Annotated in this window: 22 protein-coding genes; 9 read left to right on the top strand and 13 right to left on the bottom strand. The window is 64.2% G+C overall.

The window, feature by feature from the left end:
* Positions 1–12 precede the first annotated feature (12 nt).
* From ABF859_RS03730 to tsaD, 5 genes are read right to left on the bottom strand one after another with little or no spacing between them, the layout of a single operon-like run.
* Entirely contained in the window at positions 13–984 is a 972-nt protein-coding gene (locus tag ABF859_RS03730) for an NAD(P)H-dependent glycerol-3-phosphate dehydrogenase (protein WP_415526268.1), read from the bottom strand.
* A 2-nt stretch (positions 985–986) separates the two neighbouring features.
* Positions 987–1,826, bottom strand: a complete 840-nt coding sequence (locus ABF859_RS03735; RefSeq protein ID WP_415526270.1) for a 23S rRNA (adenine(2030)-N(6))-methyltransferase RlmJ — start codon at positions 1,824–1,826, stop codon at positions 987–989.
* A complete protein-coding gene (locus tag ABF859_RS03740; RefSeq protein WP_415526272.1) occupies positions 1,823–4,501 on the bottom strand; it encodes a DUF4132 domain-containing protein in 2,679 nt (892 codons plus the stop codon). Before ABF859_RS03740 ends, ABF859_RS03735 begins: the two co-directional genes overlap by 4 nt.
* 1 nt (position 4,502) lies before the next feature.
* Positions 4,503–4,859: a hypothetical protein gene (locus tag ABF859_RS03745; protein WP_415526274.1), complete on the bottom strand. Its 357-nt coding sequence runs from the start codon at positions 4,857–4,859 to the stop codon at positions 4,503–4,505.
* A 14-nt stretch (positions 4,860–4,873) separates the two neighbouring features.
* Positions 4,874–5,959 carry a tRNA (adenosine(37)-N6)-threonylcarbamoyltransferase complex transferase subunit TsaD gene (tsaD, locus tag ABF859_RS03750; protein WP_415526276.1) on the bottom strand — a complete coding sequence of 362 codons (1,086 nt, stop codon included), beginning with the start codon at positions 5,957–5,959 and terminating at the stop codon, positions 4,874–4,876.
* Positions 5,960–6,026: 67 nt separating this feature from the next.
* Between tsaD and hemC the strand changes: the two genes are divergently transcribed.
* Positions 6,027–7,076: a hydroxymethylbilane synthase gene (gene hemC, locus ABF859_RS03755; RefSeq protein ID WP_415526278.1), complete on the top strand. Its 1,050-nt coding sequence runs from the start codon at positions 6,027–6,029 to the stop codon at positions 7,074–7,076.
* 35 nt (positions 7,077–7,111) lie between these two features.
* The gene (locus ABF859_RS03760) at positions 7,112–7,759 is read left to right on the top strand and encodes a uroporphyrinogen-III synthase (RefSeq protein ID WP_415526280.1); all 648 of its coding nucleotides are present in this window, start codon (positions 7,112–7,114) and stop codon (positions 7,757–7,759) included.
* Here ABF859_RS03760 and secB read toward each other — a convergent pair whose 3' ends face one another.
* Complete coding sequence (gene secB / locus ABF859_RS03765) at positions 7,760–8,281, bottom strand: protein-export chaperone SecB (protein ID WP_415526282.1); 522 nt, start codon at positions 8,279–8,281, stop codon at positions 7,760–7,762.
* A gap of 193 nt (positions 8,282–8,474) precedes the next feature.
* Here secB and ABF859_RS03770 point away from each other — a divergent pair, with 193 nt between their 5' ends.
* The 4 genes from ABF859_RS03770 to ABF859_RS03785 all read left to right on the top strand — a co-directional run bounded on the left by ABF859_RS03770 (position 8,475) and on the right by ABF859_RS03785 (position 12,854).
* On the top strand, positions 8,475–9,278 hold the full coding sequence (locus tag ABF859_RS03770; protein WP_415526284.1) for a Tim44/TimA family putative adaptor protein: 804 nt from the start codon (positions 8,475–8,477) through the stop codon (positions 9,276–9,278).
* Complete coding sequence (locus tag ABF859_RS03775) at positions 9,202–10,482, top strand: murein transglycosylase A (RefSeq protein ID WP_415526286.1); 1,281 nt, start codon at positions 9,202–9,204, stop codon at positions 10,480–10,482. Before ABF859_RS03770 ends, ABF859_RS03775 begins: the two co-directional genes overlap by 77 nt.
* On the top strand, positions 10,479–11,297 hold the full coding sequence (locus ABF859_RS03780; protein WP_408873675.1) for a DNA-methyltransferase: 819 nt from the start codon (positions 10,479–10,481) through the stop codon (positions 11,295–11,297). The genes ABF859_RS03775 and ABF859_RS03780 overlap by 4 nt, the downstream gene beginning before the upstream one ends.
* Before the next feature lie 81 nt (positions 11,298–11,378).
* Positions 11,379–12,854 carry a cytochrome-c peroxidase gene (locus ABF859_RS03785; RefSeq protein WP_415526288.1) on the top strand — a complete coding sequence of 492 codons (1,476 nt, stop codon included), beginning with the start codon at positions 11,379–11,381 and terminating at the stop codon, positions 12,852–12,854.
* 79 nt (positions 12,855–12,933) lie between these two features.
* Here the strand turns inward: ABF859_RS03785 and ABF859_RS03790 are convergent, their stop codons facing one another.
* Positions 12,934–14,124, bottom strand: coding sequence for a lipase family protein (locus tag ABF859_RS03790; RefSeq protein WP_415526290.1), 1,191 nt, complete (start codon positions 14,122–14,124; stop codon positions 12,934–12,936).
* Positions 14,125–14,250: 126 nt separating this feature from the next.
* Complete coding sequence (locus tag ABF859_RS03795) at positions 14,251–14,460, bottom strand: hypothetical protein (protein ID WP_024717082.1); 210 nt, start codon at positions 14,458–14,460, stop codon at positions 14,251–14,253.
* A 164-nt stretch (positions 14,461–14,624) separates the two neighbouring features.
* Between ABF859_RS03795 and ABF859_RS03800 the strand changes: the two genes are divergently transcribed.
* Positions 14,625–15,188 carry a Smr/MutS family protein gene (locus ABF859_RS03800; RefSeq protein ID WP_415526292.1) on the top strand — a complete coding sequence of 188 codons (564 nt, stop codon included), beginning with the start codon at positions 14,625–14,627 and terminating at the stop codon, positions 15,186–15,188.
* A gap of 5 nt (positions 15,189–15,193) precedes the next feature.
* Here ABF859_RS03800 and ABF859_RS03805 read toward each other — a convergent pair whose 3' ends face one another.
* Entirely contained in the window at positions 15,194–16,276 is a 1,083-nt protein-coding gene (locus ABF859_RS03805) for a hypothetical protein (protein WP_415526294.1), read from the bottom strand.
* Entirely contained in the window at positions 16,273–17,190 is a 918-nt protein-coding gene (hemF, locus tag ABF859_RS03810) for an oxygen-dependent coproporphyrinogen oxidase (protein WP_415526296.1), read from the bottom strand. Before hemF ends, ABF859_RS03805 begins: the two co-directional genes overlap by 4 nt.
* Before the next feature lie 275 nt (positions 17,191–17,465).
* Here hemF and ABF859_RS03815 point away from each other — a divergent pair, with 275 nt between their 5' ends.
* Positions 17,466–18,356: an S-methyl-5'-thioadenosine phosphorylase gene (locus ABF859_RS03815; protein WP_415526298.1), complete on the top strand. Its 891-nt coding sequence runs from the start codon at positions 17,466–17,468 to the stop codon at positions 18,354–18,356.
* Positions 18,357–18,419: 63 nt separating this feature from the next.
* On the opposite strand, the gene ABF859_RS03820 is transcribed toward ABF859_RS03815, so the two are convergent.
* From ABF859_RS03820 to ABF859_RS03830, 3 genes are read right to left on the bottom strand one after another with little or no spacing between them, the layout of a single operon-like run.
* Positions 18,420–18,683 carry a hypothetical protein gene (locus ABF859_RS03820; RefSeq protein WP_415526300.1) on the bottom strand — a complete coding sequence of 88 codons (264 nt, stop codon included), beginning with the start codon at positions 18,681–18,683 and terminating at the stop codon, positions 18,420–18,422.
* Between the two features lies 1 nt (position 18,684).
* Complete coding sequence (locus tag ABF859_RS03825; RefSeq protein WP_415526302.1) at positions 18,685–19,431, bottom strand: SDR family oxidoreductase; 747 nt, start codon at positions 19,429–19,431, stop codon at positions 18,685–18,687.
* Positions 19,432–19,439: 8 nt separating this feature from the next.
* Positions 19,440–20,165: a dienelactone hydrolase family protein gene (locus ABF859_RS03830; protein ID WP_415526304.1), complete on the bottom strand. Its 726-nt coding sequence runs from the start codon at positions 20,163–20,165 to the stop codon at positions 19,440–19,442.
* 42 nt (positions 20,166–20,207) lie between these two features.
* Here ABF859_RS03830 and ABF859_RS03835 point away from each other — a divergent pair, with 42 nt between their 5' ends.
* Complete coding sequence (locus ABF859_RS03835; RefSeq protein ID WP_415526306.1) at positions 20,208–20,414, top strand: DUF4169 family protein; 207 nt, start codon at positions 20,208–20,210, stop codon at positions 20,412–20,414.
* Positions 20,415–20,419 lie beyond the last annotated feature (5 nt).

The raw sequence follows: 20,419 nt of genomic DNA on the forward strand, positions 1-20,419 counted from the left end.
ATTTTGTCATGATTACTCCTGCGTGGGGGGGCGGTCCAGCAGAAGGTGTCGGGCTTCTTCAATCGTGAAGCCTTCCCCGAGGAGGCGGGTGACGGTTTCGATGATCGGAGCCCGGACATGGTGTTTGCGGGCGAGGGCGCGCATGGCCGGGGCGGTCAGGACGCCTTCGGCGACCGTGGTGCGGGAGGCCAGGATGTCTTCGAGAGAGCGACCTTCACCGAGTTCGAGTCCGACGCTGTAATTGCGCGAGCCGCGTCCGGTGCAGGTCAGGATGAGGTCGCCCATGCCCGCGAGGCCCGCGAGCGTGCTGGCGCGGCCGCCGGTGGCTTCGGCGAGGCGGCCGATTTCGGCGACGGCGCGGGTGATGAGGGCGGCGCGGGCATTTTCGCCGAGCCCTGCGCCGATGGTGATGCCGGCGCCGATGGCGATGACGTTCTTTGCGGCGCCTGCGAGCTGGACGCCTGCTGCGTCATCGCTGGCGTAGAGGCGGAAGGCGGACGTGTTGAGGAGCGCCGTGAGTTTCTGCGCGAGAGCGAGATCCGCGCAGGCGAGGGTTGCGGCGGCGGGGAGGCCTTTTGCGACTTCGATGGCGAAGTTGGGGCCGGAGAGGACGCCTGTCGGGCGGTTCGGCATGGTCTGCGCGAGGACGTCGAGCGGCAGGAGAGACGTGGCCTGTTCCAGTCCCTTGCAGCAGGTCACGACGGGGACTGCGGGGTCGAGCACGGTCTGGAGGCGGGTGGAGACGTCGCGGGCGGTCTGGACGGGGGTGACGAGCAGGACGACGTCGGCGTTGCGCGGAAAGTCGCCGGTGATAGTGACGTTGTCGGGCAGGGTGATGTCCGGCAGGCGCGGGAGGGTGCGGGTTCCAACCGGGACGGGGTTGCGCATCCAGAGTGTCACGTGCGCGCCGGTCGCTGCTGTGGCGCAGGCGAGCGCCGTGCCCCAGGCGCCGGCACCGATGATGGCGATATGGGGTCTGGTCATGGTTATTCCTCTGCCAGCCGTTCGATGTTGATCTGAATGTCTTCGGCGTCGGGAGAACGCAGGCCGGTGGCGAGGGCTTCCAGGATATTGCGGGCCTCGTTTTCGAAGCCGAAGGGGGCGTTGACGACCAGCAGGCCGCAGCCGTTCAGGCGGGAGGGATCGACGGGCGGGCGGAGCAGGAACTCGCAGGCGAGCATGTCCCGGATGCCGGCGTCCTGCAGGGCCGTATAGAAGGCGCGGACGGGGGTGCGGTGTTTGATCGGGTACCAGACGGCGACGATCCCGGCGCGGAAACGGGTGCGGATCAGGGTGATGGCGTCGGCGCAGCGGGCGAAATCGTCGGGCTTCTCGAAAGGTGGGTCGATGAGGACGAGGCCGCGCTTGAAGTCTTTTGGTGGAAGCAGGGCGCGCAGGGCTTCGTAGCCGTCGCGGTGATGGACGGCGGCCTGCGGGTCGGCGTGGAAGAGGCGGCGCAGGGGGCGGACGTCTTCGGGGTGCAGTTCGCAGGCGATGAGCTGGTCCTGCGGGCGGAGTTCGGCGCGGGCGAAGGCGGGAGAGCCGGGGTAGCGGTGCCGGTCCTGCACGTTGGGGCGGACGGCGTCGAGATAGTCCTTTAGCGGTGCGGCGGCTGGCCGCTCCAGAAGCTGGCCGATGCCTGCGCGCCATTCACCGGTCTTCTCGGCTTCTTCGGACGTCAGATCGTAGCGGCCGCATCCGGCATGGGTATCGAGGACGACGAAGCCTGCGGGTTTGCGCTTCAGCGCCCTGATGAGCGCCAGAAGCAAAGCGTGCTTCATGCAGTCGGCGAAGTTTCCGGCGTGGTAGATGTGACGGTAGTTCAAGATGTCTGTTCCGGGGTGGATGCGGGGAACTGCCTGAGGATGACGGGATCGGTGATTTTGTCATCGGCGGCGAGAAGGAAGAGTTTCGACAGGATGACCGAGAGGGTCTGGTCGTCGTCGAAGGGCAGGGCGATGGTGGATTTCTTTTTGCGGGCGTCGGGTACGATGCAGATATAGCGGCGGTCGGGATCGAGGAAGATGTTTCCTGTCCTGATATGAACCCTGTAGCTGTGCAGGACGCCGCGAACATGGACATACGTGTCGGTGAGTTCGAGGCGGTCTGCGATAGTGAGGCGGGGGAGGATCCGTTCAAGCGTCTCGTAGCGGATGCGGGCGCGGCCGTTGAGGGGCAGGGTTTCGTCGTAGTTCCACATGGCCAGATCGGGCATGCGGCGCCATTGGGCGATGGTTTGGCCTTCCGCTCCGTCGAGATAGGTGACCTCCAGGCCGATGGATGCCACGCTGACGAAGAGGTCCAGATCGCGCATGACTTCCGAAAAGATCAGTGGTGGGACGTCTTCGAGTGGAACGGTCTCCTTGCCGACGGAGAGCTTTTTGCCGCCGTCGTAGCGCCAGGAGCCCTTGTCCGTGACGGTGCGGAACTGGACGCGGTCGGTGAGGATATGGGTGAATGTTCCATGATGGAAAGCGGCGTGGCCGTCGACGCCAGCGGTCCAGATTTCGGCATGCAGACCGGCGGAAGGGATGGTCAGGCTGGTGGGGTCGCCCTCGCTTGAGGGCATGTGCATGCTTAGGGTGCGCACGCGCCAGCCGCGCTGGCGGCCGAGTTCGACGGACTGCGCCTGACGCAGGACCTGCCTTGCGTAGCGAAGGGAGGCCGGGGAGGTGGCGCGTTCAGCATCGGTCAGGACATAGGTTTCGCGCCAAGCCTGACGGATGGGTTGGATGAGGGCGATGTCTTCCAGCGTGTCGCGCCACTGGTTGACGAGGGCTGTATCGGCGTCCAGCGGATGCCAGAGGGTGACGGTTTCGTCGTCGCGCAGGGAGGCGGTCGGGGTGCCGTCTGGGGCTACGGGTGTGCTGTTTGGGAAGAGGACGGTGCGTTGTGTGCCGTCGGGCGCGGTGAGGGTCCAGATCTGGCGGTGGGCGAGCCAGGACAGGACGGGATGGGTCAGATAGTTCGTGCGGAAGCGTTCGGCCGTCCAGCGTTCCTGTGTGATCCAGGAGCGTTCGAGGCGCAGGCGGTGGGCCTGCATTTCCTTGGTCAGGGCGCGGGCTTCTTCCCTGAGTTTTTCATAGGCGCGGATGCTCTTGAGTTCAGCGCGGATCGCGGGAGGGACCGGGCGTAGTTCGCTGCCGTCGGTGGAGAACAGGGTGACGGTACCGGAGCTATTGGTCTTGAGGGACAGGGTCGCGGTCAGGCCGTTGGGAAGCGGGACGGCCCGTTCATGATGGCTGTTGAGGTCGTGGGTGTAGGCGGAGCGTTCTTCGAGTTCCGTAATGCTGATGCCGGATTTTCGGGCGGAGTCGGCCAGGGCGGCGTTGATCTGGCTGAGCATCAGGGAATGACGGGTTTTCTGGCGCAGGGCGATCTGTTCGTTGATGGCATCACGGTCGGCGGTGAGGCCGAGGGCCCGGATGATGCGGTTGAACTCGAAGACCCTGTCGTCCCTCTGGAAATTTTTTGCCAGTGTGCTGAGGAGTTGCACGTCTTCCGCCGTGCCACTGACAGCGACGAGCCAGAGGCAGCCGCACAGGATTTTGTTGAAGTTGATCTGCGCCAGAGGAGGTCGTTTGCCGAGATCCCGCAGGCCAAACTCTGCCGTGTCCATCCGCCAGAGGGTCTCTTTTTCCGGCATGAAGAATTCCGGCCTGGCGATGAGTTCGTAAGCGGCTTCGCGGATGGAGCCCGTGGCCTTGATGCGGTTGATGGCATGACCCGCGAGGATTGGAAGAACGGCGGCCCGGTAGAGTGGACCGTCGATCCAGCGCCCCTGTGCCGTGTCGAAATCGCGCAGGATGGCGCGGGCCAGAGTCAGAACGTCCTGTCCGTCAGGGGCGGCGAGAATGGCGGCGCGGTCGCGCAGGGTTCTGGCAGAGGGTGTAACGTTATCGGGGGTGGAGAGGCGATCAAAGACGGGGTCGTCCGCCTTGCTCGGATGCAGGGTCAGGCGAATGACGTGCTGGCGGACGAGACGGAAGGTTCCGGGCCGTTCGACCGGGATCCGGACATAATCTGCCCGGGCCTGGGCGAGCCACTTCAGATCCATGATGCGATGGGATTGGGAATTCACGGACGGGGCTGGACCCGAGCCGAATATTTCGAAGCGGGTCCAGTAGGAATGGCGTTTCGCCAGTGGAATGGGAGCTTCGGGATCAAGGCTTTCGCGAGAGAGACGCTCCAGCCATTTCGGAGACGCAGGCCGTGGCGCAGTGCCCATCGTCTCGGGCAGGAAATAGGCGGCGAGAGGAATGGTATCGCTGAGGTATTGGTAGGCATGCTCTTTAAAGGCGTAGCCTTTGTAGTCGCATCTCTGCTGTTCGTAGAGTTCGACCCATTTTTTTCTGGCGTCTTCGAAAACCATAGGACAGCGGGAGCGCATCAGGGTGCGCCACTCGATGAAGGCCTGTTCCATGTCGCCGACTTTTGACAGGAGGCGATAGAGCGGACCACCGGGCAAAGAGGCGACAAGCACTGGATCACGCTGCTGCATGTCAGCCTCCGACCAGGGGAATGAGGCGCAGGAAGGTGATCGTCATGTCCGGGGTGAGGGTGATGTCGTCGTCCAGATGCGGGATCTGACGGTCGTTGATGATGACCAGATAGGCGCGGCGTTCGAAGGCCTTCAGGGCGTGGTCGATGGCGGCTTCGACGGTTTCGATACAGGGTGCGTCCTGCGGGATGAGGGCGGTTTCTTCGCCTTCTGCCTTGGTGCCGTTGTCCCATTCGAGGCGGACGCGCTCGGCGATCAGATCCCGCACGCGCAGATGTCTGCGGGTTTTCCAGTCGAAACGCAGGGCGGGTCTGCTGATACCGGTTCCGGTCTCGTCGCGGATGAGGATGGCGGTCATGCGGTTTCCTGTGTTCAGGCGTGGGCGGGAGTGCGTTCAGAGAGCGGCCAGCGGGGGCGGGCGGCGGTGTCGATTTCGTTGGGGGTCTCGCCCGCGTGCAGGCGTTCGAGGGCGGCCCAGGCCACCATGACGGCGTTGTCCGTGCACAGGCGCAGGGGCGGGGCGAAGAAGGGGATGCCGTGGTTTGCCGCGACCTGTTCGAGGGCGTGGCGCAGGGTTTTATTGGCGGCGACGCCACCTGCGACGACCAGGGCCGTGGCGTTCTGGCTGAGGGCCAAGGCGTGTTCGGCTCGGTCGGCCATCACATCCGCAACGGCACGCTGGAAGGAGGCGGCGACGTCGGCGGCGAACTGGCGGGGCAGGGCATCGCGGCTGCCGGTTGGGTCCTGTGTGTCGATCAGGCGGCTGACGGCGGTTTTGAGGCCCGAGAACGAGAAATCGCAGCCTTCGCGGCCCTTGAGGGGGCGGGGGAGCGGGTAGGCGTCATCGCGGCCTTCGGTGGCGAGTTTTTCCAGTGCGGGGCCGCCGGGCCAGCCGAGGCCGAGCATTTTGGCGACCTTGTCGAAGGCCTCGCCTGCGGCATCGTCGATCGTACCGCCGAGGCGGATGTAGCGGCCGGTTTCCTCGACCGAGACGCACTGACAATGGCCGCCCGAGACCAGCATCGTCAGGTAGGGGAAGTGCAGGTCCGCGCCGAGGCTGGGCAGGCGCGGGGTGAGGATGTGGGCCTCGATATGGTTCACAGCCACGAAGGGACGGTGCAGCGCCATGGCCAGTCCCTTGGCGTAGGAACTGCCGACGATCAGGCCGCCGATCAGGCCGGGGCCGGTGGTGCCGGCGAAAGTGTCGATATCGGCCAGCGTCAGGGAGGCTTTTTTCAGCACCTCCGCCACCAGCGCGGGCAGGGCGTCCAGATGGGCGCGGGCTGCAATTTCCGGGACGACGCCGCCGAGAATGGCGTGGTCGGTCTGGGACAGGACCCCTTCGGCCAGGATCGTGCCGTCATAGGCGAGGATGGCACAGGCCGTGTCGTCGCAGGAGGTTTCGATGGCCAGAAGGGCGCGCGTGGGTGCGGATGGAGAAGTGGCGGGGGCTGACATGGGGCTTATTATGGCCGAGTCTGTCATATCATGACAGTCCCGTGTGAATGGGCTAAAGCTGCCGTTCATGAATGCTCCCGTCCTGCCTTCCGAGGCGCTCCAGAGAGTCGCCGCGGAAGCCGTCCGCCGCTCCCATGCCGCTGAGCCGCCTACCGGCCGCAAGCTCCCTCTTCGTGTCGGGTCGCGGGCGTCTCCGCTGGCGCTGGTCCAGACGCGGAACTTTCTGACGCGCCTGACGCGGTTCTGCCCCGTTCTGCGCGATATGGGGGCGTTTCAGGAATACCAGATCAGTACCGAGGGCGACCGTAATCTTGTGCAGCGTCTGGCGGAAATCGGCGGCAAGGGGCTTTTTGCCAAGGAAATCCATGAGGCGCTGGTGGCCGGGCGGATTGATTTCGCGGTGCACAGCCTCAAGGATCTGGAAACCAATCTGCCGCCGGGCCTCGTGCTGGCCTGCACGCTCAAACGCGAGGATGCGCGGGATGCGCTGATCCTGCGGGACCGGAGTGTGACGGTTGATCCGCAGCGTCCGTATGACTGTCTGCCGGAAGGCGCGCTGGTAGGCTGCGCATCGGTGCGGCGTCAGGCGCAGATGCTGCATGTGCGGCCGGATCTGCGGTTCGGCCTGCTGCGGGGGAATGTGCAGACACGGCTGGACAAGCTGCGGTCAGGCGCGTGTGAGGCCACGCTTCTGGCGCTCGCCGGGCTGCGGCGTCTGGGTATGGAAGACCGTGTGGATGTCGTGCTGGAGCCGGACCAGATGCTGCCGGCTTCAGGGCAGGGCATTGTGGGCGTGACGGTTCGTGAGAGCGATCTGGAACTGCGCGAACTGCTGTCCGCGATCGAGGATCCGGAGGCACGGGCGGTTTCGACGGCTGAGCGTGCGCTTCTGGCGGAGCTGGACGGTTCGTGCCGGACGCCGATCGGTGGTTATGCCCGGATCGAGAAGGGCGTGCTGAAGCTGAGCGGTCTGATTGCAAGCGAGGACGGGACGTTCCTGCTGCGTCGTGAGATCGAGGGGGCGCCGCTTGAGGCGGCCCGTTTGGGCACCGAGCTTGCAGACGAGCTTCGGCGCGACACGCCGGCCCATATCTTTGATGAAATGAGGCGTCCCTGACGCTTTGTCGTCCTGAACCGGGTCGTGCTGTTCTGGTGACCCGGCCTGAGCCCGGACTGTCCGCTACGATGGCGGCGGTCCAGGCGCTTGGCTGGGATGCGGTGGCGTGTCCGATGCTGGATATCACGACATTTGAGCCTGTTGCGCCCGGGGCGTTCCGGGCCGTGCTGGTGACGAGTGCCAATGCACTGCCTGCGTTGCGGGACTGGCCGCGGGATCGGCTTGTCGTGGCGGTGGGCGCGCGGACGGCGGCGCGGGCGCGGCGGGACGGGTTCGTGAATGTCGCGGCGGCGGACGGGGATGCGCGGGCTCTGGCAGCGTTCTGTCGGGCGCGAGGCATTATGGGTGCGGATGTGCTGCTGGCCAGTGGCGAGGGCTATGGCGTGGATCTGGCGCGGGATCTGGGTGTGCAGCGGGTCGAGGTTTATGCGGCCTGCAAGCGCATGGCTCTGCCGGATGAAGCGGCTGAGGCCCTGCGGGGCGGGCGAGTCGATTCCGTGCTGCTGTATTCGGGGAAAACGGCGGAAGCGTTCAGGGAAGCGCTTGGGGCCGAAGAGGTGACGGCGTTGTCTGCCGTGCGGGCGCTCTGTCTGTCAGAGGCCATTGCCGCGCGCCTTGATCCTAAGGAGTGGCGCGCGGTGATGTGGCCCGATCCGCTGGAGCAGCTCGGGCCAGCCGTCTGATCAGGCTTCGCCGGCGGGTTCCGGGAACTGCTGGGCGCGCTTGGCCTGCCACAGGGCAACGAAGTCGATCGGCTGCAGCACGACGGGCGGGAAGCCGCCGTCACGCGTAACGTCGCTGACGATGGAGCGGACATACGGGAAGATCAGGCGCGGAACCTCGACCAGCAGGATCGGCTCGATCAGCTCTTCCGGCGGGTTGTTCAGCGTCACGACGGCGGCATAGGTCAGTTCGGCGATGAACACCGTGCGACCGGCCTGGCCACCTTCCTGTGCCGGCGGTTCGGCGGCTTCGGCGCGGACAGCCAGGGCGACTTCATAGACGGCCTGATCCTGTTCCAGACGGTTGGCCTGAACGTCGATGTTGACGGAAATCTGCGGGGCGGAGCGCAGGGTGGCGAAAATGGAGGCGCCGGCCGGTACTTCGAAGGACAGGTCCTTCGTGTACTGCAGGTTGATGGCGAGCGGCATGGCCGGCACGTTTTCCTGGCCCAGGGCGGCGTTGTCGGTGGTGTTCTCTGACATACAGTCTCCGGTTCCGCAGGGGCTGAGCCCAGGGCGGACATCGATTGGAACGATTGCGATCCCTCGGCGGTAGCATGATGTCCGCTGCGCGCCAAGACACGGTTCTGGCGGACAGACGGTTGAGATCGGAGGGATTGCACCCTATCTCTAGGAGAACGGATCTTTAACCGAACACTGCGAAACACAGGGCTTCATGTCTTCCAACGACATTCATCTCCCCGCCGGTCTCATGGATCATGCGGGTCATTATTTTCCCTGGGACCTTGTGGTCCTGTTCGTGCTCGCGGTGGCGCTGGGTGTGAGGCTGTACCGTGTGCTTGGCCGTCGTGTCGGGATGCAGGGCGTGCGGCAGGAGCGTCCGGGTGCCGGGCGGTTTGGTCTGGGTGCGCAGAAGGGGGCTGCTCCGGATGCGGCGCGTCCGGGTGTCCCGCCGCCGCTGCCCGGACAGGCTTCGGGAAAGCCGGGCGCCGGAAATGCGCCGTTCGATACGGCTGCGGCGCCGGAAGTGGAATATGAAATTCCCGCTCCCGCGACGCGTGTCGGAACGGTTCTGGGTGAGATTGCAGCGGTTTTTCCGGGATTTTCGCCTTCAGGTTTCCTCAAGGAGGCCGAAGGGACGTTCCGGCAGGTGGTTCCGGCTTTCGCGGTCGGAGATCGTGCTGCGCTTGAAAAGCTGCTGACGCCGGCGTCCATGGAGGCTTTTTCCGCCGCGATCGATGCGCGTGTGCAGGCTGGCGAGACGCAGCGGAGCGATCTGCGCGGGATCGAGAGCCTGTCCATTCTGGATGCGATGCTCGTCTCCGGTGACGACGGGATGCGTACGGGCCGAGTCGAGGTGCAGATCGTGTCGCGGCAGGTGAATATTCTGACGGATCGTCAGGGTGAGCCTCTGGTCGGGACCGAGGCCGTGACCGAGTTTCATGACCTGTGGCTGTTCGAGCGTGTTGCAGGGCAGTCCGATGCGCGGTGGCGGCTGGCAGCGTCGCGTCCGGCCTGATCCGGTCCAGATCCTTTTGTTTCGTGTTCGCGTTTCCTGCTTCGAGTTTTTTGCCGATCCAATGAAAAAACTGCTGACCCTGGTGACATTCGGCGTGCTTTGCGGATGCACCCCGCAGAATGCGCCGTCTTCGTTTTCGCTCTCTCCTGTTGGTTATGAGTCCCTTGCGGGGTGGGGGCAGGAGGATTTTTCGTCCCTGATGCCGCTGCTGCGGGATGAGTGTCATCGTCTCGCGCAGTTGCCGCCAGAGACGGTGCTCGGAGGGGGTGAGGATATCACGTATGGCCGTCATGCTGCCGACTGGGCCAATGCCTGTGCGGGTCTGGCGACGGCGACAGATGCGCGGACGTATCTTCAGACATGGTTCCAGCCTTACGAGGCCGGGACAGAGGCGTTTTATACCGGGTATTTCGAGCCGCAGATCCCGGCGTCCCTGACGCGGGGTGGGGCGTATCAGACGCCGGTCTATGGCCGTCCGCGTGATCTGGTGCGGGCGAAGGCGACCAATGGCCAGATGGTCAGCGGGCGCTGGGTCAACGGGCAGTTCGCGCCCTATTACGACCGTACCGCGATTGATGGCGGGGCGCTGGTGGGGCAGGGGCTGGAGATTGCCTGGCTGAAAAGCCCGGTAGACCTGTTTTTCCTTCAGATTCAGGGTTCGGGGCGGTTGATCCTGCCGGATGGCGGGCAGGTACGTGTCAGCTATGACGGGCGCAACGGGCAGGCTTATGTGCCGCTCGGGCGTGTTCTGGTGCAGGATGGCGAACTGCCGGCGGATGGGGTCAGCATGGACAGCATCCGCAACTGGCTGGAGACGCATCCGGACCGGATGATGTCCGTCATGGAGCGCAATCCGAATTACGTCTTTTTCCGCCGTGATGACGGCAATCTGGCGCAGGGGCCGAAAGGGGCATTCGGGATGTCGCTGACGGCCGGGCGGTCGGTGGCCGTGGATCGGTCCATGGTGCCGTTTGCGATGCCGCTCTGGGTTGAGACGAAGCTGCCTTATGGCGCCGGGCAGCAGGTGAACTGGGATCATCTGGTGTTCGCGCAGGATATCGGGACCGACATTAAGGGTGCGGGGCGCGCCGACCTGTTCACAGGCTGGGGGGCTGCGGCACAGGCCGTGGCCGGGAACCTGCATGCGCATGGGCGGATGGTGCTGTTCCTGCCGCGTCCTCCTGCGGAACCTGCCGCACAATGATCCGCAGTCGCCGGGAGAAGCTCGGTGTCCATACGCTGATCCGGGGGGACTGCACGACGGTTCTCAAGCGGATGCCGTCGCAGAGTGTGGATGTGGTGGTGACGTCGCCGCCCTATAATCTGGGGGTGCCTTACCGGACCTATCAGGACCGGCTGCCCGAGGACGCCTATCTGGACTGGATGGAGGATGTCTGCACCAGTCTGTCCCGTGTCATGAAGGATGACGGGTCGTTCTTCCTGAACATCGCGGGCTCCTCGTCCCAGCCCTGGCTGCCGTTCGAGCTGATGACGCGGCTGCGGCGGCTGTTCGTGCTTCAGAACCATATCACCTGGATCAAGTCGATTTCGGTCGGAGAGATCACCTACGGGCATTTCAAGCCGCTGAACTCGGCGCGTTTCGTCAATCGGAACCATGAGCATGTGTTCCATCTGACCAAGACGGGGAATGTGCCGGTGTCGCGGCTGGATGCGGGTGTGCCGTTTACGGACAAGAGCAACATCGTGCGGCGGCAGCACATCACGGACCGGCGGTGCCGGGGCGATACGTGGTTCATTCCCTACGAGACCGTGCGCAGCCGCAAGGAAAAGTTCAGCCATCCGGGGACGTTCCCGGTGGCCCTGCCCGAGGCGTGCATCCGGCTGCACGGGCTGCGGCCGGGGGGAGTGCTGCTTGATCCGTTCATGGGGTCGGGGACGACGCTCGTGGCAGCGGAGCGGATGGGCTGTGTGGGGATCGGGATTGATACCGATACGTCCTATGTGAATGTGGCGCGCAAGCGGGTGCGGGCGGCGATCGATCATGAGGACGAGGACTGATCGACAGGACCTGTTGTCCTGACAGATTCAATTACTTTGACTTTGCCTGTCACTTTTCGTCATTCTCACGACACCGTGAGTATGAGGAGAAAAGTGGTGCGTTCCAGCACGATTACAAAGGGAATTGCCGGTCTGGTGGCGCTGGGTGTTGTCGCCTGGGGCGGTACCGTCACCTATCTTGAGCATTTCGATCATGCTGGTGCACCGCAGTTGCCCGCCAGCAGCCCGACCCGTCAGGATCCGGCGGCTATGGCGGCTTTTGCCGCGCTTCGGGAAGTGCGCTGCGATTACTGCCATACGCAGAATGTCGCGCTGCCGTTCTATTTCAAGCTGCCGCTGGCCAATCAGATCATGAAGCGTGATCTGGTGCAGGGGCAGCGTCATTTCGATTATGCGCCGGTGCTGGAGGCCATGCAGCAGGGTAAGCCGCCTTCCGTCGAGGAACTGTCGCGGATCGAGGAAGTCATTACGCAGAACCGGATGCCGCCCGCGGCCTATCTGCTGATGCATCCGCATGCGCATCTGGACGAAAAGCAGCGTGCGGACATCCTGAAATGGGTGCGTGAGCAGCGCGAGCTTCATTATGCGGCGCCGGGTGTGGCCGCGCAGTTTCGTGGCGAGCCGATCCAGCCGATCCCGGAAACGGTTGATGTGGACTGGAAGAAGGCTGAACTGGGCCGGGCGCTGTTCTTCGACAAGGGTCTGTCGGGTGACGGGACGCTCAACTGTGCGAGTTGTCATGGTCTGAACAAGGGCGGTGTGGACAACCTGACGACGGCGACGGGCATTGGGGGCCAGAAGGGGCCGATCAATGTGCCGACCGTCTATAATGCCGTGTTCAGCATGGCGCAGTTCTGGAATGGTCGTGCGAAGGATCTGGCGGAGCAGGCGGCAGGGCCGGTCATGAACCCGCTGGAAATGGGTTCGCATGACTGGAACACCGTAGCCGATCATGTCCGCAGCACGCCGGGTTATGCCGAGCAGTTTACGGCGGCGTTCGGTTCTGAGCAGATCGACAAGGACACGATCACGGCGGCGATTGCGGAATATGAAAAGACGCTGATCACTCCGGACAGCCGCTTTGACCTGTATCTGAAGGGTGATGCGAAGGCGATCACGGCGCAGGAAAAGCGCGGTTATGAGCGCTTCAAGGAAATCGGCTGCTCGGGTTGCCATAGCGGCATTGCCGTGGGTGGTGACGCTTATGAGATCCTTGGTCTGGAAGGGCCGTATTTCGAGAACCGTCATACGAAGCTGACGGATGCGGACGAAGGTCGTATGGCCGTGACGCATAAGGAAGGCGACAGGGAGCGGTTCAAGGTTCCGAACCTGCGTAATGTCGAGCTGACGGGGCCGTGGCTGCATGACGGTTCGGCCACCACGCTGGAGCAGGTTGTGCGGGAGATGGCGCGTTACGAGACGCCGGATCATGACATTGCCGATCAGGATGTCACGGATATCGTGGCGTTCCTGAAGACGCTGACGGGCAAGTACGAAGGTATTCCGCTGAAGGATGTGCCGGCTGACCAGCCGTTGCAGGCTCCGGCTTCGAACTGAAGTCTGCTTAACGTGCATGAATGAAGAACGGCCCCGGATGATCCGGGGCCGTTTTTTTATGGGCTGTGGTTGTGGTGGCTTATTGGGGAACGGGATTGCACTGCGGGGTGACGGGCTGGCCGGTCATGACGGCTGTGGTGAAGGTGGCGGAGTCCGGCAGGGAGCCGTTCACGACCTGACTGTGGTCCAGCCCCCTGTAGATATGGGCCTGCACGGTCGAGCCTGCGGCGCAGGCGGCCTTGACCAGACCGAGCTGGAGGGCGGGGGGCACGTCACGGTCTTCCGTTCCGGTGCCGGTGAAGAGAGGCCGGGCCAGTTTGAGGGTGGGGAAGGCCATGTCCTTCAGGGCCGGGCTCATCGCCTTGAGGAAGGTGGGTTGCAGGGTGTTCTGTAAGGTCAGACCAGCATCCTTTGCCTGCCGGGACAGGGAGGTCAGACATTCATGGGCGGCGTTGCGATAGACGGGCAGCGCTTTGGGCGTGAAAGCCTGTTCGGGGCGGAAATGGGGGTTTCGTCCTTCCAGTCCGGCCGCGAGATAGAAGACGTAGTTGATCAGAGGGCTATAGCCGGCTCCGGGCTGTGAGGCGGCTTTGAGCAGGCCGCCGAGAAGTTCGGGCGTCACATAAGGGGTACCGGTGGCGACTGTGCCACGGATGTCCAGATCGGGGGCGTAGGTCGGGGCATAGGCGGCTGTGGCGACAGCGGCGCCTCCGCCCTGCGACTGGCCGACGATCATGATGCGGTTTTGCAGGTCCGGGACGGTGGCGAGCGCGGCACGGAGGCTGTCGAGGACGCTGTAGGCTTCGACGCGGGTATCCAGATAGGGATGGGTTCCGGGTGTGCCGAGGCCCTGATAGTCGGTGGCGACGATGGCGAAACCGCGCTTCATCCAGGTGGAGAGATAGGTGCGGTTGCGGTCGCTGTAGGAGTTGAGGGACGGCGCGCAACTGTCATCGACGCCGACGGTGCCATGGGCCCAGGCGACGATCGGCCAGCCACCCTGAGGGGCGGGGCCTGCGGGGAGGATGATCTCGGCGGTGACGGGGACGAGGCCCCGGCCGGTGATGCCGTTGGTTGCGAGGTAGGTGATGCGCAGGGCGCGTCCGGCGTCCGGAAGGCCGAGGGCGTCGGCGAGAGGGGTCGAGGCCGTGACGGTTCCGGGCTTCTGGACACCGGACGGGGCCGCGATCGCCGGCGTGGCAAGCGTGGAGACGCAGAGGGCCGTGCCTGCAAGAAGGGGGATGAACTTGCGGAGGGGAGGCAGAGGCATGAAAAATCCTTGGTCAGTCTGGCTTTGCGGGCCGGACATTCTCACGCCCGGTGTCGGCGAGACTGACGCCATGACCTTTAAGGTCAAGTGAATTTCCGATGCTGCCTGTGATCGGGGCGGGCTGCTTTAGTCGTCCTGCGCGAGGCGGCGGTCGGCGGCCTTGTCGATCCGGTCGCGTTCTTCCGCCGTGAGGAGGCCGCGCTCGTATTCCTGCGTGGCGCGGGCCTTGGCGTTGCTGGCGCGGGCGCGGGTGTCGATCGGGTAGGCGCGTTTTTCGGGGAGGCCGAAGGCGCTGTCGGGCAGGCTGTCGCGTTCTTCCTGGGTGAGGTGGCTCATGGTTCTGCTCTTTGCTGAAATGAAACCTGAACCATGAACGTATCAGGGCGGCGCAGGTGCCGAAATCCCGAAAGAACATTGTTCAATGATGCCGGAAGCCGTTACATGCTCGGGACCTGAATCCCGTTTTCGGAAGGGGTGGTCGGACAGGAAGTGAGGGCGGCGTGGCGAAGCGGGATCTGAGGGAGGACGAGGCAACCCTGTGGCGGATGGTGGTCCGCGACATCAAGCCGCTGCGTTCTCCGCGGGCCCCGAAACGCATGGTGCCCATGGTTAAGGCCGACCCGCCCGCACCCATGCCGGAAGTTGCACGGTCTGCGCCTTTGCCAGTGCGGCGTTCCTTTGTTCCCGCCCCGCCAAAGAAGCCCGTGTCGTGGACAGCGGAGCTTGCCGTCGGTGTCCGGGCGCCGGGGCTGGATGATACGAGCTGGAAGCGTCTGTCACGCGGGCAGATGAAGGTGGATGCGCGGCTCGATCTGCATGGCTATGTCGTACAGGAGGCGTTTGAGCGGCTGTATGATTTCATGCAGCGGGCGCGGGTGCGGAACTGGCGGTGTGTGGAAGTCGTGACGGGGCTGGGAAGCGGGCAGACCAGCGGGCTGATCCGCCGCGAACTGCCCCTGTGGCTTCAGCGGGCGGATCTGCGGTCCATGGTTCTGGCCGTGGTGCATCCCCATGCCGCCAATCACGGGTCGGTCCGGATCCTGCTGAAGACGCGCCGTCGCTGATTGAATCAGATGTGGCGGGTTTCCTGTCCCTGACGCCAGCGCGGGGTGTTGACGGCGAGCCAGCGGCGCAGGGCCAGCGTGGCTCCGAGATCCGGGACTGTCCGTGACAGGAACGGGGCAGCGTTTTCCCCGGTGGCCAGCTTGAAATGATGCATGTCGGCCCAGTGCCGTACGCCTGAATCCGCCGCTGCGGCCGTGCAGGCGTGGCTCCACCGGGTGACGATTTCGGGCGGGGTCAGCATGGGCAGCGCGATGGCCATGGCGGTGTCGGCGGCGGCGGAGACCGCCTGCCAGGCGTGATAGAACGGGCCTTCGGGCGGGCGGTGCCGGGCTTGCTGGTAGGCTTCCATGAAAATGGGAATGGTTGTCGAATGGGTGTCGGTCAGGTCGCCGGTGGAATAGATTGCGCTCGTGCCTTCGGGCAGATTGGCGAGGACTTCGTCCAGCGGGCGGTCGAGCGTGTAGGGGGAAATCTGCACCGCATCGACGGTACCGTCATGCAGGGCAGTCAGGGCTTTCGATGAGTCGACGTAGCCGGGCACGGGAATGGGGCGCAGGCCAAGCAGCGAGAGGCCCATGAGGGCGTTCAGCTCCGGGCCGCCGGGGCGCGAGACCGCGAGGCGGACAGGGTGATCGTGGAAGAACCCTGTCAGGCGGCTGCGGAGGGTCTTGTGCAGTTCCGTCCGTGCGATGACGACGGTTGTCGTGGAGGCCACGAGGACGGGGGTCCAGCGTCCGAAGTCGTAATGGACGCGGGAGTCACCGGTCAGCGAGGCCAGAAGGGTGGCGCCGGGAAGCGCCAGAGCGGTGTTGCCGTCCGGCGCGCTGTTGGCGTCGAACAGGTTTGCGGCGCGGACGCCGTCCTGTCCGATGTCGGGGGTCAGTTCGAGGAGTGCGTCCAGTTCCAGCGCATGGGACAGGGCACCGTTTGCGAGTTCCGCGAACTGGCCGGGGATGGAGGCGAGCGTGCCGCCCAGAAGGAGCTGGACATCCGTCAGGGTGCCAGCGCGGGCCGGGTTTTTCAGGAGGGGGGCGGCGCCGGTGAGAGCCGCGAGCCCCTTCAGGGCTGCACGTCGGGTCAGTCTCACGGCCAGCGGACTTCCGGTGGCATGCTCATCAGGATGGCTTCGGTGTTGCCGCCCGTCTTGAGGCCGAACAGGGTGCCACGGTCGTGCAACAGGTTGAATTCGACGTAGCGGCCGCGGCGGATGAGCTGGGCGTCACGGTCGGCTTCGGTCCAAGGCGTGAACATGCGGCGGCGGACGACGGCCGGGTAGGCATCGTGGAACGCCATGCCGACGTCCTTCGTGAAGGCGAAGTCCAGATCCGCGTCCCCGGTGTAGAACTGGTCGTAGAAGATGCCGCCAAGGCCACGCGGTTCGTTGCGGTGAGAGAGGTGGAAGTAGCGGTCACACCATTCCTTGAAGCGGGGATAGTGCTCCGGGTCGTGGCGGTTGCAGGCGTCTTCGAAGGATTTGTGGAAATAGGCGGCGTCCGACTGCGCTTCCGCGCTTTCGGGGAACATCGGGGTGATGTCGCCGCCGCCGCCGAACCAGCCCTTTGTCGTGATGATCATGCGCGTGTTGAAATGCGCGGCGCTCACATGCGGGTTGCAGGGATGGGCGACGAGGGAGACGCCGGTGGCGAAGAAGCGCGGGTCTTCGTCAGCGCCGGGGATGTTCTTGCGGAACTCGGGGGAGAACTCGCCCCAGACGGTCGAGACGTTGACGCCGACTTTTTCGAACACGCGGCCGCGCATGACGGACATCACGCCGGAGCCGCCTTCGGGACGCTGCCATGCCGTGCGTTCGAAACGGCCGGGAGCCGTGCGGTCACGCAGGACCTGGGAGCCACCTTCGGCGGCTTCGTCTTCCAGCTTTTCGTAGGACGCGCAGATGCGGTCACGGAGGGTTTCGAACCAGGCTTTGGCGTCCTGCTTGAGGGCGTCGTGAGGCACATCTGGACGAACGGTTTCAGCGAAACCGGGGCTGATCTGGTCCATTTTTTCTTCCCCCGTCTATACAGGACAAAACTTCGTTACGCGCAGTGTCCTAGCAAATCGTGCCGTCGCCGAACAGTTGGCTGATGCATGCCTGCCGGTGATCCGTGGCGGGACGATGGCGCAAAGACGTTTTCATTTCGTAAAAATGCTTCTGTTTTGTGAAAAAGTTTCTCTGGGGATGATGTGGCGAAGGCTGTGGGCTCCAAGGCTTGCGTGTTGGGCCGTCTCGTGGTCCAGAACGGGCGGAGCGGATCAATCAACAGTCAGGAACGCATATGTCTTCGGAACAGGAAATCCAGCCCGTCATCGGTGTGATCGGTGGCTCGGGGCTGTATGACATCGACGGACTCGAGAACAAGGAATGGCGCCGGGTTGAGACGCCCTGGGGTGAGCCTTCCGATGAACTGCTGTTCGGGACGTTCGAGGGCGTGCAGTGCGTGTTCCTGCCGCGTCACGGGCGGGGGCATCCCATTCCGCCGTCGCGTCTGAACTTCCGTGCCAATATTGATGCGCTCAAGCGGGCCGGGGTGACGGATGTCCTGTCGCTTTCGGCTGTGGGTTCGCTCAAGGAAGAGCTGCCGCCGGGACATTTCGTGCTGGTGGACCAGTTCATCGACCGCAGCTTTGCGCGTGAGAAGAGCTTCTTCGATACGGGCTGTGTGGCGCATGTCGGCATGGCGGATCCGGTTTCGGCGCGTGTGCTGGATGTGGTGCAGGGCGAAGCGGCTTCGCTCGGGATTCCGTTCACGCGGGGCGGGACGTATCTGGTGATGGAAGGTCCGCAGTTCTCCACGCGGGCGGAGAGCGAGCTGTACCGGTCCTGGGGCTGTTCGGTTGTGGGTATGACGAACATGCCGGAAGCCAAGCTGGCACGTGAAGCGGAGATGAACTACGCGACCGTTGCGATGGTCACGGATTTCGACTGCTGGCACTCCGACCATGACAGTGTGACGGTTGAGGCCGTTGTGAAGGTCATGACGGGGAATGCGGAGAATGCGCGTCGCCTGGTGAAGGCGGTCATTCCGGTGCTCGGGAAGAAGCGTCCGGTGGATGCGAGCGCCGAACGGGCTCTGGATCATGCGATCATCACGGCGCCTGCTGCCCGTGATCCGAAGCTGGTGGCCAAGCTTGATGCTGTTGCAGGGCGTGTTCTGAAGCAGGGCTGAGGCCCTGCGGATGCCGCGCCTGCGTGATGCGGGCGCGGCTGGAACCGTGATCGGCTGAGGGGATCAGTCGAAGTTGTGGTTCGGGTCTGCGTTCAGGTCGATACCTGCACGGGCATCGTCGATTTCCACGCCGTCGAGTTCCGGCGGCGGCAGGTCCTTGACCGGGGTGCCTTCGGGGACGCCCTTGATGGCGATCAGGTCGGTGGCCTTTTCGATATAGCCTTCGGGGCCACAGGCCGGCTTGCCGTCGGCTTCCCACAGGAGGCGCGCTTCGTGGCGGATCGCGGCGTCGCGCTTGGGGTCGGCTTCGAGCGGATTGCTGCTCATCTTAAAACTCCTGTCTGGTCGGGCGCAGAACGATCTCGTTGATGTCCACGTCGTCAGGCTGTGAAATGGCGAAGGCGATGGCACGGGCCACTGAGTCCGCCGGGATTGCCATCTTATAGAACTCTTCCACGGTTTTGCGACTGTCTGTGTCACCGCTTCCGGACTTGAGCTCGCTCTGGACCGCGCCGGGCTCGATGGACGTGACGCGGAAGGTGTTGCCCGCTTCCTGTCGCAGGCCTTCGCTGATGGCGCGGACGGCGAATTTCGTGCCGGAATAGACCGTGCCGCCCGGAGCGAAGACCTTCAGTCCGGCGACCGAGGACAGGTTGATGACGTGTCCGGATTTCTGTTTTTCGAACACTGGCAGGGCAGCCGCGATGCCGTAGAGCACGCCCTTGATGTTGATGTCGATCATCCGGTCCCACTCATCGACCATCAGCTTCTGGAGGGGGGCGATGGCCATGAGACCGGCGTTGTTCACCAGAACGTCCAGACGGCCGAAATCGCGGGTGACGGCGGCGACGGTGTCTTCGACCTCGGAGCGTTTCGTGACGTCGAGCGTGTAGGCGCGGGCGGTCTGGCCCTGTGCCGTGAGTTCGGAGACGATCTCGTCCAGACGGTCACGGCGGCGGGCGGCGATGGCCACCTTTGCGCCCCGGGCAGCGAGGTAACGGGCCGTGGCCTCGCCGAGTCCGGAACTGCCGCCTGTGATGAGGACGACCTTTCCGGCGATGTTGTCCGTGGTCATGGTGGGGCTCACTTCTGTTCGAGATGAGACTTTAGGAAATCGACGCTGCGGGACCAGGCGAGGTCGCGGGCGTCGCGGTTGAAGCTCGGTCGCTCGGGGCAGCCGAAGCCGTGACCGGCGTCGTCATAGACGTATTCCTCGACTTCGGGGCGGGCGTCGCGGATCTTCTGGATTTCGGTATGGGGGATGGAGGAATCTTCGCCGCCGAAATGCAGTTCGACCGGGCAGTTCGGGGCGGTTTCCACATGGTTGCCGATGCTGCCGCCGTACCAGCTCACGGCCGCGTCCACGTCATGGGTGCGGGTGGCGGTGAGCCAGGCGAGGAGACCACCCCAGCAGAAGCCGATGATGCCAACTTTCTTATGACCGGCATCGCGCAGGGCTTTGGCGCAGGCGGCGATGTCGGCGAGGGTCTTTTCGGACGGGATCTGGCTGCGCAGCTCCAGACCTTCGGTCACTCCAGCCTGGGTATATTCCAGAATGACGTCGGACTTTGCACGGTCGAAGACGGCCGGGGCGAGAACGTGGAAGCCTTCGGCTGCGAAGTCGTTGCAGACGTTGCGGATATGGGGTGTGAGGCCGAAAATTTCCTGCACGACAATGACGGCGAGGGGCGACTCCGCAGAGCCGGCTTCCCAGGCCTTGAAGGTATGGCCATCGGATGCGGTCAGGCTGGTCATGTGACCGTTAGCGCTGGAAGCGGGGGTTTTGTTGTCCGAGGGGCTGTGTTTCATGTCTGTGTATCCAGTCTTGTAATGCCCGGAAGGCCATGAGCCATGAGCGACGTCATCAATCTCCGTCGGGAACGCAAACGCCGCAAGAGCGTAGAGGATGCGAAGGTCGCCGATGCGAGCCGCCGTCTGCACGGCCGGACCAGGGGGCAAAAACTGGCTGAAACGCTTGAGAAACAGCGGATGCAGGCGCTTCTGGACGGGCGCAGACTTTCTTCCGGAGTACCTCCGGACGAAAGCGAGAATCCTTGACGCAG

The organism is Gluconobacter sp. (assembly GCF_047722525.1).
In the GTDB taxonomy this organism is placed as follows: domain Bacteria; phylum Pseudomonadota; class Alphaproteobacteria; order Acetobacterales; family Acetobacteraceae; genus Gluconobacter.

Excerpts from the sequence above, each read along its gene's own strand:
- ABF859_RS03835 (WP_415526306.1), top strand. The coding sequence starts at position 20,208 with ATGAGCGACGTCATCAATCTCCGTCGGGAACGCAAACGCCGCAAGAGC.
- ABF859_RS03795 (WP_024717082.1), bottom strand. The coding sequence starts at position 14,460 with ATGAGCCACCTCACCCAGGAAGAACGCGACAGCCTGCCCGACAGCGCC.
- ABF859_RS03815 (WP_415526298.1), top strand. The coding sequence starts at position 17,466 with ATGTCTTCGGAACAGGAAATCCAGCCCGTCATCGGTGTGATCGGTGGC.
- ABF859_RS03780 (WP_408873675.1), top strand. The coding sequence starts at position 10,479 with ATGATCCGCAGTCGCCGGGAGAAGCTCGGTGTCCATACGCTGATCCGG.
- ABF859_RS03825 (WP_415526302.1), bottom strand. The coding sequence starts at position 19,431 with ATGACCACGGACAACATCGCCGGAAAGGTCGTCCTCATCACAGGCGGC.
- ABF859_RS03730 (WP_415526268.1), bottom strand. The coding sequence starts at position 984 with ATGACCAGACCCCATATCGCCATCATCGGTGCCGGCGCCTGGGGCACG.
- ABF859_RS03830 (WP_415526304.1), bottom strand. The coding sequence starts at position 20,165 with ATGAAACACAGCCCCTCGGACAACAAAACCCCCGCTTCCAGCGCTAAC.
- hemC (WP_415526278.1), top strand. The coding sequence starts at position 6,027 with ATGAATGCTCCCGTCCTGCCTTCCGAGGCGCTCCAGAGAGTCGCCGCG.
- secB (WP_415526282.1), bottom strand. The coding sequence starts at position 8,281 with ATGTCAGAGAACACCACCGACAACGCCGCCCTGGGCCAGGAAAACGTG.
- ABF859_RS03785 (WP_415526288.1), top strand. The coding sequence starts at position 11,379 with ATGAGGAGAAAAGTGGTGCGTTCCAGCACGATTACAAAGGGAATTGCC.
- ABF859_RS03770 (WP_415526284.1), top strand. The coding sequence starts at position 8,475 with ATGTCTTCCAACGACATTCATCTCCCCGCCGGTCTCATGGATCATGCG.
- ABF859_RS03745 (WP_415526274.1), bottom strand. The coding sequence starts at position 4,859 with ATGACCGCCATCCTCATCCGCGACGAGACCGGAACCGGTATCAGCAGA.
- ABF859_RS03740 (WP_415526272.1), bottom strand. The coding sequence starts at position 4,501 with ATGCAGCAGCGTGATCCAGTGCTTGTCGCCTCTTTGCCCGGTGGTCCG.
- ABF859_RS03790 (WP_415526290.1), bottom strand. The coding sequence starts at position 14,124 with ATGCCTCTGCCTCCCCTCCGCAAGTTCATCCCCCTTCTTGCAGGCACG.
- hemF (WP_415526296.1), bottom strand. The coding sequence starts at position 17,190 with ATGGACCAGATCAGCCCCGGTTTCGCTGAAACCGTTCGTCCAGATGTG.
- ABF859_RS03820 (WP_415526300.1), bottom strand. The coding sequence starts at position 18,683 with ATGAGCAGCAATCCGCTCGAAGCCGACCCCAAGCGCGACGCCGCGATC.
- tsaD (WP_415526276.1), bottom strand. The coding sequence starts at position 5,959 with ATGTCAGCCCCCGCCACTTCTCCATCCGCACCCACGCGCGCCCTTCTG.
- ABF859_RS03775 (WP_415526286.1), top strand. The coding sequence starts at position 9,202 with ATGACCTGTGGCTGTTCGAGCGTGTTGCAGGGCAGTCCGATGCGCGGT.